This is a genomic window from Xenophilus arseniciresistens (assembly GCF_028023875.1).
Taxonomy (GTDB): domain Bacteria; phylum Pseudomonadota; class Gammaproteobacteria; order Burkholderiales; family Burkholderiaceae_C; genus Xenophilus; species Xenophilus arseniciresistens.
The window spans coordinates 146,684-165,227 of record NZ_JAQIPB010000008.1 but is presented as its reverse complement, the minus strand read 5'-3'; the positions used below and the strand labels follow the sequence as shown (position 1 = coordinate 165,227).

15 protein-coding genes are annotated in these 18,544 nt (G+C 63.5%); 13 read left to right on the top strand and 2 right to left on the bottom strand.

The window, feature by feature from the left end; all coding sequences use genetic code 11:
* From trbE to PGB34_RS17080, 8 genes are all read left to right on the top strand, one after another.
* Positions 1-2,472 (top strand): conjugal transfer protein TrbE, encoded by a 2,472-nt coding sequence (gene trbE / locus PGB34_RS17115; RefSeq protein WP_271429300.1) that lies wholly within the window; start codon positions 1-3, stop codon positions 2,470-2,472.
* Positions 2,469-3,194, top strand: coding sequence for a P-type conjugative transfer protein TrbJ (gene trbJ, locus PGB34_RS17110; protein ID WP_271429299.1), 726 nt, complete (start codon positions 2,469-2,471; stop codon positions 3,192-3,194). The genes trbE and trbJ overlap by 4 nt, the downstream gene beginning before the upstream one ends.
* Before the next feature lie 11 nt (positions 3,195-3,205).
* The gene (gene trbL / locus PGB34_RS17105) at positions 3,206-4,567 is read left to right on the top strand and encodes a P-type conjugative transfer protein TrbL (RefSeq protein WP_271429298.1); all 1,362 of its coding nucleotides are present in this window, start codon (positions 3,206-3,208) and stop codon (positions 4,565-4,567) included.
* Between the two features lie 42 nt (positions 4,568-4,609).
* Positions 4,610-5,314, top strand: coding sequence for a conjugal transfer protein TrbF (gene trbF, locus PGB34_RS17100; protein WP_271429297.1), 705 nt, complete (start codon positions 4,610-4,612; stop codon positions 5,312-5,314).
* Positions 5,311-6,324, top strand: coding sequence for a P-type conjugative transfer protein TrbG (gene trbG / locus PGB34_RS17095; protein WP_271429296.1), 1,014 nt, complete (start codon positions 5,311-5,313; stop codon positions 6,322-6,324). The genes trbF and trbG overlap by 4 nt, the downstream gene beginning before the upstream one ends.
* Before the next feature lie 2 nt (positions 6,325-6,326).
* Positions 6,327-7,610 (top strand): TrbI/VirB10 family protein, encoded by a 1,284-nt coding sequence (locus PGB34_RS17090; protein WP_271429295.1) that lies wholly within the window; start codon positions 6,327-6,329, stop codon positions 7,608-7,610.
* Entirely contained in the window at positions 7,607-7,864 is a 258-nt protein-coding gene (locus PGB34_RS17085) for a DUF2274 domain-containing protein (protein WP_271429294.1), read from the top strand. The genes PGB34_RS17090 and PGB34_RS17085 overlap by 4 nt, the downstream gene beginning before the upstream one ends.
* 493 nt (positions 7,865-8,357) lie before the next feature.
* Positions 8,358-9,086, top strand: coding sequence for a hypothetical protein (locus PGB34_RS17080; RefSeq protein WP_271429293.1), 729 nt, complete (start codon positions 8,358-8,360; stop codon positions 9,084-9,086).
* A gap of 59 nt (positions 9,087-9,145) precedes the next feature.
* Here the strand turns inward: PGB34_RS17080 and PGB34_RS17075 are convergent, their stop codons facing one another.
* Complete coding sequence (locus tag PGB34_RS17075; protein ID WP_271429292.1) at positions 9,146-9,862, bottom strand: hypothetical protein; 717 nt, start codon at positions 9,860-9,862, stop codon at positions 9,146-9,148.
* A gap of 181 nt (positions 9,863-10,043) precedes the next feature.
* On the opposite strand from PGB34_RS17075, the gene PGB34_RS17070 reads away from it, so the two are divergent.
* The 5 genes from PGB34_RS17070 to PGB34_RS17050 all read left to right on the top strand — a co-directional run bounded on the left by PGB34_RS17070 (position 10,044) and on the right by PGB34_RS17050 (position 17,433).
* Positions 10,044-11,039, top strand: coding sequence for a hypothetical protein (locus PGB34_RS17070; protein WP_271429291.1), 996 nt, complete (start codon positions 10,044-10,046; stop codon positions 11,037-11,039).
* Positions 11,040-11,044: 5 nt separating this feature from the next.
* Entirely contained in the window at positions 11,045-11,818 is a 774-nt protein-coding gene (locus PGB34_RS17065) for a hypothetical protein (protein ID WP_271429290.1), read from the top strand.
* A gap of 86 nt (positions 11,819-11,904) precedes the next feature.
* A complete protein-coding gene (locus PGB34_RS17060; protein WP_271429289.1) occupies positions 11,905-12,684 on the top strand; it encodes a Hachiman antiphage defense system protein HamA in 780 nt (259 codons plus the stop codon).
* The gene (locus PGB34_RS17055) at positions 12,671-16,147 is read left to right on the top strand and encodes a DEAD/DEAH box helicase (protein WP_271429288.1); all 3,477 of its coding nucleotides are present in this window, start codon (positions 12,671-12,673) and stop codon (positions 16,145-16,147) included. Before PGB34_RS17060 ends, PGB34_RS17055 begins: the two co-directional genes overlap by 14 nt.
* A gap of 173 nt (positions 16,148-16,320) precedes the next feature.
* Positions 16,321-17,433, top strand: coding sequence for a competence protein CoiA family protein (locus tag PGB34_RS17050; RefSeq protein WP_271429287.1), 1,113 nt, complete (start codon positions 16,321-16,323; stop codon positions 17,431-17,433).
* On the opposite strand, the gene PGB34_RS17045 is transcribed toward PGB34_RS17050, so the two are convergent.
* Complete coding sequence (locus PGB34_RS17045) at positions 17,430-18,308, bottom strand: hypothetical protein (RefSeq protein ID WP_271429286.1); 879 nt, start codon at positions 18,306-18,308, stop codon at positions 17,430-17,432. The two genes, PGB34_RS17050 and PGB34_RS17045, sit on opposite strands and share 4 nt — an antisense overlap.
* Between the last annotated feature and the right edge of the window lie 236 nt (positions 18,309-18,544).

Here is an 18,544-nt window from a genome sequence, read left to right as displayed (position 1 = left end):
ATGCTGAACCTTGCCGAATACCGCCAGCGGCCCGCGCTGCTGGCCGACTGGCTGCCCTGGGCCGGGCTGGTGGCGCCGGGCGTCGTCTTGAACAAGGACGGCAGCTTCCAGCGCACGGCACGGTTCCGTGGGCCCGATCTCGATAGCGCCACACAGGGCGAGCTGATCGCCACGTCGGCGCGCTTGAACAACGCATTGCGCCGGCTGGGCTCGGGCTGGGCCTTGTTCATCGAGGCCGAGCGCCGGCCGGCAGCGGACTACCCGCACTCGGAGTTTCCTGAGCCGCTGTCCTGGCTGGTGGACGAGGAGCGCCGGGCCGCCTTCGAGGAATCGGGCAATCATTTCGAGAGCGGTTACCACCTGACGTTGCAGTACCTGCCTGCGGAGGAGTCTCGCGCCCGCGCGGCGGGCCTGCTGTACGAGAACAAGCCGACCGAAGGCGTGGACTGGCACGAGCGCCTGACAGCCTTCCAGGCGGAGACGGATCGCATCTTCGACCTGCTCAATGGTGTTATGCCGGAGACCGGATGGCTCGATGACGCGCAGACGTTGACTTACCTGCACGCCACGGTTTCAACGCGGCGCTACCGAGTGGCCGTGCCGGAAGTGCCGTTCCATTTGGACGCACTGCTGGCCGATGCCCCGTTGATCGGTGGCCTAGCGCCGATGCTGGGCGCCCAGCACCTGCGCGTGGCCACAGTGCGGGGCTTCCCGACCTCGACGTGGCCGGGGATTCTGGACGATCTCAATCGCTTGGGCTTTGCATACCGCTGGAGTACGCGCTTTCTGTGCATGGACAAGGCCGAAGCAGAAAAAGAACTGGTGCGGCTGCGCCGCCAATGGTTCGCCAAGCGTAAAAACGTGGTGGCGTTGCTGCGCGAAACCATCTTCCAGCAGGAAAGCCCGTTGGTCGATACCGACGCCAGCAACAAGGCCACCGACGCCGATGCCGCCCTGCAGGAGTTGGGCAGCGACCAGGTGGCTTTCGGCTACGTCACAACCACGGTGACGGTGCTCGACGCCGACCCCGCGGTGGCTGACGAGAAGCTGCGCATGGTGGAGCGCGTGATCCAGGGGCGTGGCTTCGTCACGATCCCCGAAACCTTGAACGCGGTCGATGCGTGGCTCTCGTCTATTCCGGGCCATGCCTACGCCAACGTGCGCCAGCCCATCGTCTCGACGCTGAACCTGGCGCACCTGATGCCGGTGTCCGCCGTGTGGGCCGGGCCGGAGAAGAACGACCACCTCGACGGCCCGCCGCTGATCGTCACGCGCACCGAAGGCGCAACGCCGTTCCGGCTCGTGACGCACATCGGCGACGTGGGCCACACGCTGGTGGCCGGCCCCACGGGCATGGGCAAGTCGGTGCTGCTCGCCACCTTGGCCATGCAGTTCCGGCGCTATCGCGGTTCGCGCATCTTCGCCTTCGACATGGGGCGCTCGATGCGCGCCACGATCCTGGGCCTCGGCGGCGAGCACTACGACCTCGGGCTGGATGGCGAAATCGCTTTCCAGCCCTTGGCGCGGATCGACCGTGAGGGTTACCGCAGTTGGGCCGCCGAATGGGTCGAAGGCCGTTTGCGCCATGAAGGCGTGACCGTCGGACCCGAAGAGAAGGCGGCTGTCTGGTCCGCCCTGGGCAGCCTGGCCGGCGCCCCGCTGGAGCAACGGACGATGACCGGCCTGTCGGTGCTGCTGCAATCGAATGCACTGCGCCAGGCGCTGGCGCCCTATGTGCTGGGCGGCGCGCACGGCAAGCTGCTGGACGCCGACCACGACCGTCTGGGCATGGCCGACGTGCAGTGCTTCGAGATGGAAGAACTGATGCACAGCAAGGCCGCCGTGATGGCCGTGCTGGGCTATCTGTTCGCGCGCTTCGATGAACGCTTCGACGGCGCGCCCACGCTGCTGATCCTCGATGAAGCCTGGCTGTTCCTCGATGACCCGGTGTTTGCTGCGCGTATCCGGCAGTGGCTCAAGACGCTGCGCAAGAAGAACGTGAGCGTCATCTTCGCCACGCAGTCGCTGGCGGACATCAAGGATTCGAGCATCGCGCCGGCGATCATCGAGAGCTGCGCGAGCCGCATCTTCTTGCCCAATCCACAGGCAATCGAGCCGCAGATTCGCACGATCTACGAGGGGTTCGGGCTGAACGCTCGCCAGATCGAGATCGTCGCCTCCGCGCAGCCCAAGCGCGACTACTACTACCAATCCCGTCTCGGCAACCGCCTGTTCGACCTCGACCTGGGGCCGGCGACGCTGGCATTTGTGGGCGCCTCCACGCCGCAGGACCAGCGCGACATCGACGAGGTTCTCGACTGCGTGCTACCGAGCGCTGGCGCGTCAGGCTTCGCGGGGGCCTGGTTGCGCCATCGCGGTCTCGACTGGGCGGCCGACCTGCTGCCCTCGTTCCCTGGCCTTGGGCCGGGTTTTCACCGTACCACCACCCACCGACAGGAGAACCTGCCATGAAAAAGCGACTTCTCGCCGCTGCCTTCGCGACCATGCTTTGCGCCACCGCTGCCCATTCTCAATGGGTCGTGATCGACCCAACGAACCTTGTGCAGAACACGCTCACCGCCGTTCGCACGCTGGAGCAGATCAACAACCAGATCCGCCAGCTCCAGAACGAGGCGCAGATGCTCATCAACCAGGCGCGCAACCTGGCCAGCCTGCCGTCCAGCGTGGTGGGCCAGTTGCGCGCCAACCTGGCGACCACCCAGCGGCTAATAGCGCAGGCAAAGGGGATGGCCTACGACGTGGCGAACATCGACCGGGAGTTCGCTCGCCTATATCCCGAGCAGTATGCCGCCACCGTCAGCGGCAATCAGATGTACCAGGACGCTCAAGCGCGCTGGAAGAACACGCTCAATGGACTGCAGACCACCATGCAGATGCAGGCCCAGGCGTCGCAGAACCTGAGCGATGACGAAGGCGTGCTGGCCGACCTCGTGGGTAAGAGCCAGTCGGCCGTGGGCGCCCTGCAGGCGATGCAGGCCATGAACCAGCTGCTGGCCCTGCAAGCCAAGCAGTCCATCCAGACGCAGCGGCTGCAGATCACGCAGGACCGGGCGGCCTCGCTGGAGCTGGCGCGGCAGGCGGCCGCCGTCGAGCGTGGCCGCGAGGTGGCGCGCCGCTTCGCGGGAACCGGTACACCGTACACGCCGCAGTCCGTGGATTTCTACAGCCGCTGACGGGGTCGGCCATGAACGACGTTTCGGTCATTGACCGCTTCCTCGACACGTTCTCGCGCTACATCGATTCGGGCTTCGGCCTGCTGCAGGGCGAGGTGGCGTTCCTGACTGCGACGTTGATCGTCATCGACATGACGATCGCCGGGCTGTTCTGGGCCATGGGGCACGCCACCGGCCAGGGCGAGGACGTGATCGCCAAGCTGATCCGCAAGGTGCTCTACGTGGGCGCCTTCGCCTACATCATCGGCAACTTCAACATGCTGGCCGGCGTGGTGTTCCGGTCCTTCGCCGGGCTGGGCCTGACGGCCAGCGGCTCGACCCTGAGCATGGGCGACTTCCTGCAGCCCGGACGGCTGGCCAAGACCGGCATCGATGCGGCGGCGCCCATTCTGGACCAGATCCGGGAGATGGCGGGCTTTCCCGAGGTGTTCATCAACGTCGCGCCCATCGTCGTGCTGTTCCTGGCCTGGTTCGTCGTCATCCTGTGCTTCTTCGTACTGGCGGTGCAGCTCTTCGTGACGCTGATCGAGTTCAAGCTGACCACACTCGCGGGCTTTGTGCTGGTGCCGTTCGCGTTGTGGAACAAGACGGCGTTCCTTGCGGAGAAGGTGCTGGGCAATGTGGTGTCTTCGGGCATCAAGGTGCTGGTGCTGGCCGTCATCGTGGGGATCGGGACAGGGCTGTTTGCCCAGTTCCAGGTCCATCCCAGCGAACCGTCAATCGACCATGCATTGGTCATCATGCTGGCCTCACTCTCGTTGCTCGCCTTGGGCATCTTTGGGCCGGGCATTGCCACCGGGCTGGTGTCGGGGGGGCCGCAGCTCGGCGCGGGTGCGATGGCCGGCGCTGCCGTTGGCGCGGCCGGAGCCGCTGTCGCCGTCGGCGCCGCGGCCACGGGCGTGGGCAGCGCGGTGGCCGCCGGTGCCCGCATGGCGCCTGCCGCCCCCAAAGCCGTGGGGAGCGGCGCCCGCACCATGGCCTCGACCGCCAGCAGCGCCAGGTCGGCGTACCAGGCCGGTTCCGCATCGGCCGGTGGCGGGCTCAAGGGTGCTGCCGCCGGCGTGGGCAATGTCGCCAAGACGGGCGCGCAGGCGGCCGGGCAGAAAGTGGTCGATGGCGCGCGCTCGATGAAGGAGCGTGTCGCCGCCGCCTTCCGGCCCGATGACGCCGCATCGGCTTCAGGGGCAGGCGCCACAGCACAAGCCGCGAACGACGCTGACCCCGCGCCCCGATCCACCCAGCAACCCGCCTGGGCCAAGCGCCTGCATCGCCGGCAGCAACTCACCCATGCCGCCACGACCGCCGCCCACACGCTGCGGGGCGGCGATGGGGGCAGCTCCAGCCAAGGCCCGAGCCTGCGGGAACACGGGTGAACACGGATGGCTTTCGATTCCTGAACTTCAAGGAGAACCCTTATGCGATTCAAAAGACCCCAGGTGCGCTACGCCGACACGCCGCAGCCCGCCACGCCGTACCAAGCCGCTGGCCAGGTGTGGGACGAGCGCATCGGCTCGCCGCGCGTGCAAGCGAAGAACTGGCGCTGGATGGCCTTCGGCTGTCTCGCGCTTGCACTGCTGATGGCCGGTGGCCTGGCTTGGCGCTCGGCGCAGTCCATCGTCACGCCTTACGTCGTGGAGGTGGACAACGCGGGCCAGGTGCGCGCGGTCGGCGAAGCCGCCACGCCGTACCGGCCCAGCGACGCCCAGGTGGCCTACCACCTGGGCCGCTTCATCGGCCTGGTGCGCTCGCTGTCCATCGACCCCATCGTGGTGCGGCAGAACTGGCTCGATGCCTACAACTACACCACCGACAAGGGCGCCGTGGTGCTCAACGACTATGCCCGCGCGAACGATCCCTTTGCGCGCATTGGCAAGGAGTCGGTGACGGTGCAGATCGCCAGCGTGACCCGCGCCAGCGACCAGTCGTTCAACCTGCGCTGGACGGAGACGCGCTATGTCAACGGCGCATTGGATCGCACTGAACGCTGGAACGCGGTGCTTTCCATCGTGCAGCAGACCCCGCGCACCGAGCAACGCCTGCGCAAGAACCCCCTGGGCATCTACGTCAACGGACTGTCGTGGAGCCGCGAACTGGAAGGAAACGAAGGAGCAAAACCATGAATGCGCATTTCCGCAAATCCGCCTTGCCGGTGATCCTGCTGGCATCGACCATGCTGTTCTCGGGCTGCGCCACGCAAGGCAAGTCACCGCCGGTGATTTCGCTCGATGAGCCGGTGCAGGCCCAGCCGCTGCCCGAAGCACCGAAGCCGGTGGAGGTGGTCGCGGTACCGCAGCCGCTCGCGCTGCCGTCGCAGTTGAAGCCTCTACCCCAGGCTGACGAGGCCAAGCCCGTGGCGGAACCTGCCGACCAGACGGTGCGGGTCTCGCGCGCCAACGCAGAAGCCCGCGTTGCGCCCACGCGCGAGGGCTATGTCAATGCGATCCAGGTCTGGCCGTTCACCGATGGCGCGCTGTACCAGGTCTATGCGGCCGTGGGCCGCGTGACCGTGGTTGCGCTGCAGCCCGGCGAGGAATTGGTGACGGTCGCCGCCGGCGACACGGTGCGCTGGATCGTGGGCGACACATCAAGCGGCAGCGGCAATGCGCTTCGCGTGAGCGTGATGGTCAAGCCGATCCGCTCAGGGTTGAAGACCAATCTGGTCATCACCACCAGCCGGCGCACCTATCTGCTGGAGCTGACCTCGACCGAGAAGACATGGATGGCGTCGGTGTCCTGGGAGTACCCCAAGGACAAGATGTTGGCTTTGCAACGCCAGGCGCAGGCGGCCAGCGCTGCCGCGCCGGTCGATGCGGGCCTGTCGCTGGAGAAGATCCGTTTCCGCTACGCGGTCAGCGGCAGCAATCCGCCGTGGAAGCCGCTGCGCGCCTTCGATGACGGCGAGAAAGTCTACATCCAGTTTCCGCCGGGCATTGCCCAGGGCGAGCTGCCGCCGCTGTTCGTGATCGGCGCGCAGGGCGACGGGCAGTTGGTGAACTACCGATTCCGCTCGCCGTATTACATCGTGGATCGGCTGTTCGGCGCTGCAGAGCTGCGCCTGGGCGGAGACAAGGGCGACGTGGTGCGGATCGAGCGCACGGACGGGGTTTCGGGTGGCACGCGGAGGAACTGACCATGAGCCAGGACGACATTCCCGACCATGCCGCTTCTTCGGCGGGCAAGGTAGAACCCGAAGCGATGGCGCTGCGCGCCCAGCCGCGTCCGGTCACGCGCCTGAACCGGCGCACGCTGGCCATGCTCACCGGCGGCCTGTCGCTCGCTGTGCTCGGGGCCACGATCTGGTCGTTGCAGCCACATCGGCGCAATGCGGGCGAGCAGACCGAGCTGTACAACGTGGATCGCGTCTCGAAGTCCGAAGGGCTGGACGGCCTGCCGTCCGACTATTCCAAGCTGCCGGCGAAGGTGCCGGAGTTGGGGCCGCCGCTGCCCGGCGACCTCGGCCCGGCCATCGTGAAGTCGCAGCAGCCCGTGACGCCCGCTTATGCGCCGCCGGGCCATGACCCGGAGGATGCGCGACGCAAGGAGGCCGACGCCGCGGCGGCTTCGTCGGTGTTCTTCCGCTCGGGCAACCCAGGCAAGGCCGGCGCGCAGGCCGCAGTACAGGTCGCGGCGGCAGGCTCAGCATCGGCCTTGGCGGGCTTCGACCCGCTCGCCGCCGGGCCGGCCTCGACGGCGGCACAAACGCAACCATCCGCGTCCGACCCGACCGCCGTGCAGAACCGGCAAGACCACAAAGAGGCTTTCCTGAAAGGCGGTTCTACGGAAACACGTAATTCCGGGAATCTGCAAATTCCGGTGTCACCGTATCAGGTGATGGCCGGAACGGTGATCGCTGGCGCGCTGGTGACGGGCATCAAGTCGGACTTGCCGGGCGACGTGATCGCCACGATGACGGAGCCGGTCTACGACACAGCCACGGGCAGGTTCCTGCTGATCCCGCAGGGCTCGCGCATCCTGGGAAAGTACAACAGCCAGGTGAGCTACGGGCAGAGCCGCGTGCAGGTGGTGTGGAATCGCATCATCCTGCCCGACACGTCTTCGCTGAAGCTCGACAACCTGGCGGGCACCGACCCGGCCGGCTATGCCGGTCTGGAGGATGGTGTCGATTGGCATTGGGATCGTGTCTTTGCAGGCGCAGCGTTGACCACGCTGCTGGGTGTGGGCGCCGAGTTGGCCGCGCCGGAGAACCGGCAGGACGGCAATCGCATCGTGATCGCCGGGCGAGACAGCGCCCAGGACAGCATCAATCAGGTGGGGCAGGAGATGACCCGTCGCAACATGAACATCCAGCCGACTCTGACTGAGCGGCCGGGTCTGCCGGTGCGGATCATCGTCAATCGCGATCTCGTGCTGAGTCCCTATCAACCATTGTTCTTCAACCGTGGCACTGCAAAATGAACACCGCGAAGAAGCTGCGGCTGGGGCCGCTACCCAAGACCGAAAGCATCAAGCTGACCTTCGCATGCCCGGCCGGCTTGAAGGCCGACCTCGAGCGCTACGCGGTGCTGCACGCGCAGGCCTACGGCGAGGCAGTGGATGCCGTGTCGCTGATTCCGCACATGCTGGAGGCATTCATTGCGAGAGATCGCGGCTTCCATAGGAAGGCTCGCCCGGCCAGCACTCCTGCCAAGACGGTGGGTGAATTGAAGTAATAGGAATCGAAGTTTTGAACAGCGGCCCGATACCTATTCTCTCGCTCAGGGCATCGAGGCGGCATCCGCCTCTAGTGGATGGTCGGCAGGAGCAGTCAAGTCGAGCCGTTGCCGATTGAGTTCGCAATGCAGGGGCAAGGCGCTGGCGTAAGGGATGGCAGTCAGCGCCGAGGCCGGCGACAACATTTGCTGCGCAGCGAATATCGCACTTGCAGCGAATTTGCAGGCGGGCTGCCGAGCCTGCTCCGCGCTAGACGGGTTTGCCCAGCCAGGCTTTTGTTCGAGCTCGGCAGCGGTCGCGAACGTTGTGTGCCTGTGGCACGCGTCCGGCCCTATGAGTAAAATTGCAGCCAGGCGCCCGCCCAAGCTCTGGACAGCTTGAAAAAGGCCATTGGCAGTCCCCCCCTGAGTACCCTCGCCATCAACCATCCGGAGTACCGGCTGTTCGATAGCGACAAAACGTCCGGCGCTCGAACAGTATTGGAGTATTCCGATGAGCACCTATGTGCGTTCGGCCGCCTACGCGGCCTCTCAAGCGCTTGCTGCGCAAGGCTTGACCGTCAAGCGTTCCCACCTTTCCGAAGTCGTCGCCGCGCTGCTGGGCTATCGCACCTACGCGGCCCTGGTCGTCGAAGACGCAAATCCCAAGCTCGACTACCACCTGGACGATGCCGAGATCGTCGTGCTCAACCTCCCGATGGGGGCGGCGCGCGTCCTTGAACTGGGTCTCGAAGACGGTACGGCGCCGTCGATGGTGATGCCGGCGTGCGTCGTGGCGTTGAAGGCCAGCGCGGATCGGGTCAGTGTCTATGAAGGCGTCGCCGATTTCTACGATTCGCATGCCCGCGAGGCGTTGGCTGAAGCGATCTACAACTCCGACGAACTTGCCAATGTAATGGCTGAAAGCAATGCCGGCTATCCGGACGAGCCTGAAATGGACGTCGAGTGTCCGTCGACCGCGGACTTGTGGGCCGCGACAGACGATTGGACGATCGAGGCCGACGGGGACATGACCGGAGAGTACGACCCGGAAGGTGACCGCATGTTTAACGGGGACACGCTGAACTGCCGCGGGTGGCTGACCTACCGCAAGGCGGGGCGCGCGGGGTTGGTGTTCGTCAAGGCTGGCGGAACTGGCGGTGCCGATCACAGTTGGCGCGACATGGATCGCGAAGCCGAACTGGCGTATGAGCAAAGCCTGGAGGCCAAGCAGGCCGGCTAGCAAGGAAGCCTATACCGGCGGGGCGTTGATCGCGTCGCTGGTGCTTCAAGCACGCAGCGTCACTTGGACGCCAGATGGTTCTTGAGCAGGAACCAGCACATGTTGAGCGCGAAGGAGCGGCCAAGGCGGGTCATCTGATCCTCTGGAATGCCTACGGGGCGATGGGCGCCCGGGCTCAGAAATCCGAATACACCCGCTAGGCCCTTCTCCTCTTCGAGTGTGACCTCGCCGTTCGTGCGCAGGAACGCCAGCACTTCGCCCCATTTCGACGGGTTGTAGGTCACGGGAACCTGCGCACGCGAAGCTATGTCGGCGGCAACGTCCGCAGCCAGCGTCTCCAGCGCGACGCGGGCATTCACCAGCGCCGCGTTGTAGTCGGGCGGAGTCGCACGGAAAGCTTGGGCTGAATCACCGATCTTGGCGATGATCTCCTGCGCGCGGGGCGCTCCCGAGTTCTGCAGCGCCACGATCAGGTCGTCCTCCAGTGGGGCGGCGTCAGCAATCGACGGGTCGATCTGCACAAGCTTCGTGTCTTTGACGATATAGCCGTCCAGCAGCAGGCATTGCGTCAGGTCGTGCATGCGTTCGTTGAATCGGTACTTCGGATTCACCCGCGCTCGCAGGTCGCCCGCGGTGGCCGCGATTTCGGCCAGCACAAGCATTAGGGGGATATCGTCAAGCCCGCGCAGCGTGTTCAAGAGCCCGTACAGCAACTGGCCTGGCGACAACGACAGGTGTTGCACGCCGTACTTGCTGAGCAGCACGATGGAGACCATGGGCTCCTGAAGCTCCAGAAATTGAGCAAGGGAATAGCGAGTCCTCGTTCCGATCATGTCTGGTTCCTTTCATCGGACGTCTCGGCATGGGGCCAGGAGCCGATGTCGCCATGATAACGCTAATTTGCACGATAACAGTCGATGTGTTATCGTGCGGAAATTAAGTTATATGAGATGAGCCTTGCCGACTCTAGCGACCGCCGTTCTGCACTACCTTCAAGAGGTCCTGGGCATTGACGCGCCTGGCGTGAAGCCATGGGCGCGTGCAAACGAACTGCCGTACTTCCTGCGCGACGCCTTCCAATTCAGCGAGCTGGAACTGCTGGGGCACCCCGTCGTCCTCGCGATAGGGCGCAGTGAGGCCAAGCAGTCCCTCAGCGAAGTCCGGACTTGGCTGGACAAGGTCAAGGCCCTGGCCGGTCAGCCGGCGGTCTATGTCACTGATGCCCTGGCATCCTATGACCGTCGGCGCTTGATCGAGCAAAAAGTCCCGTTCATCGTGCCGGGAAACCAACTCTATCTGCCGGACCTGGGTCTGGACCTGCGTGAGTATTTTCGGCAGCGCGCTCCGGCTACAGAGGCGGCACTGAGCCCTTCCGCACAAGCCATGCTGATTACGGCCTTGCTCCGCCAGCCGTGGCAATCCGATTGGCAGCCATCCAAGGTCGCGGTCGCCTTGGGCTACACGCCAATGACACTGTCGCGCGCGGTCAAGGAACTGACTGCGGCCGGGCTGACTACGGCATACACGGTCGGCCGCTCGCGCTGGCTGCGAACGGAACTCCCACCGGAGCAGGTCTGGGATCGTGCGAAGCCCGCTCTGCGAACGCCGGTCAAGCGGACGGTCTGGGTGGCCACCCATGGGGTAGTCACACATCGGCCCAGCCGCATCGCGGGTCTGAGCGCGCTCGCGCGCTATTCCATGCTGACCGAGCCGAAATGGCCGGTGTATGCGTTGACCGCCGCCGACTGGAAGGCTGCGACGGATGCCGGCGTTCGAGAGTTGCTAGAGCCCGAAGCGGGCGCACAAGAATGGCAGGTGTGGAGCTATAGCCCGGCGTTGATGCCAGACGCCACCACGGTGGACCCGCTCTCGCTGACGCTCAGCTTGCAAGAGAACGCCGACGACCGAATCCAGCTCGCACTGGACGAACTGAAAGGGCAACTTCCATGGTGAGAGGTTTGGACATTTTCCAGGAGCGGTTTGCGGCATACGTCGACCAGTACGTCCTGATTGGCGGCACGGCCGCGACCTTGACGATGGAGGAGGCAGGGCTGGAGTTCCGAGCCACCAAAGACCTTGACATTGTCCTGCATGTGGAGGCGCTGACCCCGGCATTTGGCGAGGCCTTTTGGAAATTCGTCGAGGACGGCGGCTACGAAATTCGCCAGGCCAGCGACACCGGAAAACCAATCTTCTATCGGTTCCAGAAGCCTGCTGATGCTCGCTACCCAGCGATGGTCGAGCTGTTCGCGAGAGCCCCCGACGGATTGCAACCGGCCGAAGGCAGTCAGCTGACACCAATACCACTGGATGAAGCCGTCTCCAGCTTGTCCGCCATCTTGCTGGACGAGGTCTACTATGCATTCATCATGGCAGGGCGCCGCGAAGTCGATGGCCTGCCCTGGGTCGGCGAAGACCGCCTGATCCCGCTCAAGGCAATCGCGTGGTTGGAACTGACTGCGCGGAAAGAGCAGGGCGCCAAGGTGGACGCCAAGGACGTGCGCAAGCACCTCAACGACGTGCTGCGACTTTCGCAACTGCTGGCGCCCGCCACGCGCGTTCCGCTCGACAAGAAGATCGGCGGCGATATGACGCGGTTCCTTGTTGCCGTCGCTGCCGACACATCCATCGACCCGAAAGCGCTGCAGCTTGGCAATGTCGCCGTCGGCGAGCTAGTGGCCCGCATCGCCCAGGCATATGAAATTGAACTGCCTCCGCAACCGGCGGTATGACGGAGGAGGAAGTCAACCGGAGCGGGTCCATGGGCAGCCGTGCAACTCTCCGACCGGAACCCACCAAAAAATGAGCAGGAGGAGACATGGCGTTGTTTAAGGCTTGGTGCGCTGGCACCAAGGACAAAAGCAAGAAGAAGACGTTCCGAACGTACTCGGAAAAAGATGGCGGCCGTGCAGCTGTTCTTACGCAACTGGGCGAAGCCGTCAGGACGCACTACGACCAGGCTGACCGGATCGCTGACGATGTCTCTCGCCTCGGGTACGACGGCGCCTCCGAAATTCTGAGGGCACTGCTGCCTCAATCGAAGCGCGCGCGCTCCGGCGATCTCGGCGAAATCCTCGCCTCTGAACTGGTTGAGGAGGAGATGGGCTTTCGTGTTCCCGTTCGGCGGATGCGATTCAAAGATGGACGCGAGGTCGCAATGCGCGGCGACGATTTCATCGGTGTGGGCTATGACCCCGATGACCAGCTCTGGCTGCTAAAGGGCGAGTCGAAAAGCCGCGCGAACCTTGGCAACGTGACGATTGGCGAAGCGCGTGAAGCCCTGAACCGGTACGGCGGCCGCTGCACGCCGGATTCCTTGCTGTTCATCGCAAATCGGCTCCTTGAAAGCGCCGACAAAGATGATGTCGAACTCGGCCGGACAATCCGCGATGAGGTCGGGCTGAAAGCCCTGCGCGCCAATCGCATCGACCACATGCTGTTCACCATGTCCGGAAACGCGCCGGCTGCGAAGCTGCAGAAGGATCTGGAGGAGGCCGGTGACGACCGCAACCAGCACGTCGTCAGCCTTCACATTGAAGATCACCAAGCGTTCATTGCCGAAGTCTACGAGGAGGCAATGAATCTTGGAAACAAGTGATGAACTGCAGGTCTTCCTGACCAAGGCGACGCAAGACGGTGTTTGGGGAAGGCTGCTGGACCGCGGTGCGGCATGGTCGATCATGCGTCAAGCGGGGGTTCTGCCGGAGGATGCACCGCCACTCGGCGAGCAGATTGACATCGATCTGGCAGAACACGGCTTTTCGATCTTGCGTGCGGCGCTGTCACTGCGCGAGCTAGACGGCACATCGGCTCTTTGTCAGCGTGCGTTCGAGCGCGCCGGCAATGCCTTTGAATCGCTGGTTCGCAATGGCGCTCCAGATGCTGAGGAGCGTGGCTTCTACCGCACGATTGCGGGCGCTGCGTACCATCTGGCGGGGTATTCCGCGATCGCCTACTCGCTGTTCGGCGAGCAGCAAGTTTCCGATCTCAATGCCAACGCGGCCGAAGGCGCATTGATCCTGCTGATCCTGCGCGACCTGGATCGGCTCAGAACGTATGTCAAATCCCACCTGCTGGATGAAGACAACGGCGATGCCAGCGTGTCCGTCTTGCTGGAGGATGGGGAGATCGATTCCGACGAGGCGATTTCGATCGTCCTCAACACCGTGGTTTGCCGCGCCCTGGCGTTTTTCGACTTTGCCCTTCAAACAGGCGAGGTGTCGTTGTTGGACACCGCAAAGGAACTGCTAGACACCGCCCTCGACCTTGCAGACGCTGCTGCGTCAGTGTCGCTGTGGTGGATTGTTCGGCTGTGCCGGAACATGCTCGACGATCTGTGGGCGCACTCCTTGCACGAGACTCTTCCAAGCGATCCGCCTGAGGGCGGTGAGGGGCGGTACGTCGAGTTGCGGCGGCTTTTCATCGCGTCGCTGTACGCGCGCAGGAGCGCCGAGCTCGAGTTGTGGCCCTCGCAGCGCGAGGCTGCCAAGCGATCCACCGATGTGTCCGACGATCTGGTCGTTGCCTTGCCGACCAGCGCGGGGAAGACGCGCATCGCAGAGATCGCCGCTCTGATGTGCTTATCAGGTGGCAAGCGCGTGTTGATCGTCACCCCGCTGCGCGCACTTTCGGCGCAGACCGAGCGCACCTTTCGTCAGACATTTTCCCCGCTTGGATTCTCGGTTTCCTCGCTTTACGGTGCGAGTGGCTTATCGGCAGGTGATGAGGATGCGCTGCGCTCGATGGACATCATCATCGCCACTCCGGAAAAACTCGACTTCGCCTTGCGTAATGACGCGTCGCTGATCGATGACATCGGGCTGGTCGTGCTTGATGAAGGCCATCTCATCGGTCCAACCGAGCGAGAGATTCGCTACGAGATCCTGGTGCAGAAGCTGCTGCGCCGGGCGGATGCAGGTGCGCGGCGAATCGTGTGCCTATCGGCAATACTGCCCGACGGTCAGCAGCTTGAAGACCTGACAGCCTGGATTCGCAAAGACGTTGAAGGCGAACCGGTAAGGTCTTCCTGGCGGCCCACGCGGCAGCGGTTCGGTGCGTTGGTCTGGAAGGGCGACGCAGCCACGCTCAACTACGATCTGGAAGATCAGGGGCCTTTTTTGGCGCGATTCGTCGAGCAGATTCCGGCTCGAGCGCCGGAGAAGAAGCCATACCCGCGCAAGACGAAGGATCTGACGTTGTTCGCTGCGTGGAGGTTCGCTCAGCAGGGCAAACGGACACTGATCTTCTCGACGCAGGCCAACTGGGTCGAAGGCTACGGAGAGTCCGCCGTGGAACTACACCGTCGTGGTTATCTGCCGACCTTGCTCGACGACGAAGCCTTGGTCCAACGAGCCCTCGAAGTTGGACAGGAGTGGCTGGGTGACCAGCACCCGGCGGTCGCCTGCCTAAAGCTGGGCGTTGCGGTACACCACGGGCGCCTGCCAAGCCCCTTCCTTCGCGAACTGGAAGCGCTGCTTGCTAAGGGAGTGCTGAAGGTGATCGTGGCGTCGCCGACGCTTTCGCAAGGGTTGAACCTGAACGCAGCCGTGCTTCTGGTCCCGTATCTGGTGCGAGCCGGCAAGGTCATATCAGGCGAGGAGTTCGCCAATGTTGCTGGCCGAGCGGGCAGAGCCTTTGTCGATGTCGAGGGGCTGGTCGTCCATGTGATCCTGGACAAACCAACGTGGCGCCTGACGGAATGGCGAAAGCTCGTTAAATCAGCGAAGGCGCGCACGCTGCAAAGCGGGCTGTATCAGATCATTGCCGAGATCATCGGGCGCCTGGCTCAAGAAGGCGTATTGGAACGTGCCGACGCAATCGAGTACTTGTCGAGTTCGCGGGAGGCGTGGAAGTCTCAGGCGGAGGAGAACTTGCGGCTCGGGATTGCCGACCCGCCCGCAGATGCGGACGACGAGGAAGAGGAGAAGATCGAGGAAGAGCCCATGTCGCATCTGGTCGAGAAGCTCGACGCGACCGTGCTGGGGTTGGTCGAAGCGCTGGACGCGGATAGCGAAGATCTGCCTCGCCTTCTCGATGAGGCATTGCAAGGGTCGCTTTGGGCTCGTCAGATTGGTAGGGAAGATGAAGACGAGCAACAGGCGCACAAGGCCATCCTGGAGGCCCGCGCAAACGTGATCTGGAGTCACACCACGCCTGACGCTCGAAAAGGCCACTATGCGATGGGAGTGGGGCTCGAAGCCGGATTGGCCATTGACGGTATGGCCGATGTGTTGGGCGATTTGCTCGACCAAGCTGACGAGGCGGCATTGCGAGACGATGGTGCTGCGCTTTCCGCCGCCCTTGCGCAACTGGCGGCGCGGTTGCTCGTCATCCGTCCTTTCGTTCCAGACAAGAAGAACACGCTTCCGGCAAACTGGGCTGAGATCTTGGAGGAATGGGTGTCGGGCACGGGCGTGGATGTCATCGGCCCCGAGAACATGCGCATCATTGAAGATGCGTTTGCATACCGTCTGGTTTGGGCGCTCGAAGCACTGAGGACCCGCCGCGTCACGCTGGGCTGGTCGTCGGAAATCGTCTCTGGAGGCGGCGCCGCATCGGTGGAAACCGGCGTACCCCAACTCATGATGTCCATGCTCATACGAGCGGGGTTGCCGTCACGTCGGGCAGCCATGGCGGCGATCCGCACCACGGGCGCCGATTTCTTCACAATCGCCGGAATGCGCGAGTGGCTGGCGAGCGAGGAAATCGAAGACCTGACCAATGCCGAAGGGTTTCCGACACCCGAGACGGCCGTGCTCTGGCAGCGTTTCCGAGACGAAATGCTGAGCGGCGCACAGCAGAAATGGAGCGTTGGAAGCGGAACCCGCGCTTTGTCTCTCCGGGCCGCCGACAAGGCGCCGGCTGCAGGCATCTATCGGATTGAGATCGATGCACCCCACGGCGAGGCGTGGTTGACGTCGCCCGATTTTCGGCGGGTGGCCAAGTTCAAGACCCGCGTGCAAGGCACATGGCACGGTCTGCTGGCTGCGCGACTGAAGGATGGACAGCGCTCGGCCCAGATCGAGCGCTTTGGACCGGGCAAAGTGAAGTGGCCGACCTGATGGCATCCGTGTACCGAGCAGCGGGGTCGCTAAGGCGTCTGAGACCAACCCCTAGCCGATTGCCAATCCTTAAGAACTGGTTCGGGGCGGATGCCGTTACGTCGGCCCTGTAGGTCAACATGGGAAGCGCACCAATACTTATGTCGTTCAAATGCCAATCAGGCGATCAAGAATTGCTCTCCATCGATTTCGACGCCCAGGGATGGGAAGACCTGCGAGCCCGAAACCGCAAGGATCGTACGTTGAAGATGACATGTTGCGGCGCTGACGTGACTCTTCGGCAAACGAAGCTCGGCACACAGTACTTCGCGCATGCCAAAAAAGGAAGCTGTTTGGCGGGTCCGGACCCGGCAGAGGTTCTGCTGGCAAGGGAGATGATCGCCAAGGCTGTGCGGCGGGCGGGTTGGAGTATTTCGGTAGAAGCGGCTGGAACATCGACTGAAGAGGAAGAGTGGACGGTCGATGTGCTGGCAAGCCGAGAGGGCGGAAAGCCGGTGGCGTTCAAGGTTCAATGGGGGCGCTTGCCGTTGGATGAAGTGTCCCGTTACCAAGCCGTGTTCCACGCAGCGGGGATCCGTACGCTGTGGCTCATGCGGCAGCAGAGCATTCCCGTCGAGAAGGCTGCTCCGGCATTCAGGCTAAGCCATGATTTCGACGCCAACATCTGCGTTGTGTCACTGCCGGGGCCTCACTACCATCCAGCTTTCGCGACCGGCAAGAACAGCGATGGTCCGAACTACTGGCGGCAGCACATCGAGCTGGGCCGGTTTGTCGAGGGAGCGTTGGGCGGGAAACTTCGCTTTGCGCCACAGGTTGGCCGTACCTTGCCACTGGACGTCTGCGCCGCGTACACCGAGTGCTGGCGCTGTAAGAAGACGACGGGTCTCGTCATCGACCTGTGCTTCGCGGCCAGCCGGGTGCTTCAAGATGCGGCGGATGTGACGGCCAAGATCTACGATTTCGATGACGAGGGCAGGGGAGCCGCGCTGTTGATGTCTACGTTGCCGGCCGCGCTCCTGGCGCCCCATGGCATTGGTCCGATCAAGCCGCGATACAGCCGAACGGAAGGACAGCCCTATCTATCCAACGGCTGCATCCACTGCGACGCGCTGCAGGGCCGCTTCTTTGACCATGAAGTTGCCTATGACGCTCATCCGATCTTCAGCATCGATGTGCTGTTCGATGACCAGTGGGTCTCGCACCTGGAGGATCGTGAAGCCATCGACAAATGGTGGTTCGACGATCGACCAGGCAAGAGTGCCGCAGAGGACTCTCCGCAGGCTTAGATATTCTTGGCGTCACGCCAGGAAGAGGCTACCGGACTTTGCACTGGCCTGTAGCGGGCTTGACCGGCCGGCGTCTGCTTTTCCAGCTGGAACAGCAGGGAATCCTGCTCCTGCGTCGTCATCCTGTCGAACAGCGCTCGTTCCTCTGCGTTCAGCAGATGACCAAACTTCTCGTAACGGGTGCGCTTGTCGTCTGACGACAGCACGGTGAAACCCGGTGAGGTCGAGAGCACCACCTGGCCGCCTACCCGGATTTCGGAAACCTCGCCGATGTCGATGAAATTTCCGCCAAGCCAGATGTGGGTGGGCGGGAAGAACGACAGCTCGCTGGTCTGCTTGTAGGCCTCCTCAAGGGAGCCGGGGGCGGCCGCGCCCAAGTAGCGGAAGAGTCTGTAGTTCTGCAGGTCGTCCAGCGCCGTGCTGGCCAAATCCTCGGGCGACTGTGTCTCGAAGAGCGTGGTGCCCGTCTCGTCGTCACGGTAGTGGACCAGTCCCCGCCATAGATCTCTGGCCGCGAGGTACCACCCATCGTCGCATTCAGCGTACTCGGAGGTCAGGGAAAGCACTTCCGCGTCCTTGACGTCCATCGCGAAGACAAACCCTTGGGCGAAGGCCTTCTGTGATTCGACCGATGCGGGATGGCGCGCGGCGGCTCGATCCAGAAGATCCTTCAGTGATTCGGGAAGCGGTTTGCTGCGACTCGCGCTGGCTGTCTGTTCAAGGCAGACGGTCACATGCTTCCAGTGCTCGTAGCCATGTTGCTTGGCGACAGCATCCAGCGCGACGGCAAGCGATGTACCCGTTGTTTTACGAAGCGTCTTGGCCAGACGTTTGAGCTTTTCGGCGGCGGTCGCCGTGGTAGCGATGAATTCCATGGTGCGTTCCTTCATGTTGCCGCGGATGTACCCGGTGCTCACTGCCGCGCTCCGCGAAACATGGGAAGCTCAGACGAAGGACTTCACGTCGTCCCGGCGAGCTGGGTGGGCCATGGTGAGCAGCTGGCGTCGACGAACGCACGAGAAAATTCTATCGCATCGTCGATCATAAGGCGCCCCTTACGGGCGGTTACATTCGAGGAGTACGGAGACCCAGTATGTCGAGCTTGATCGTG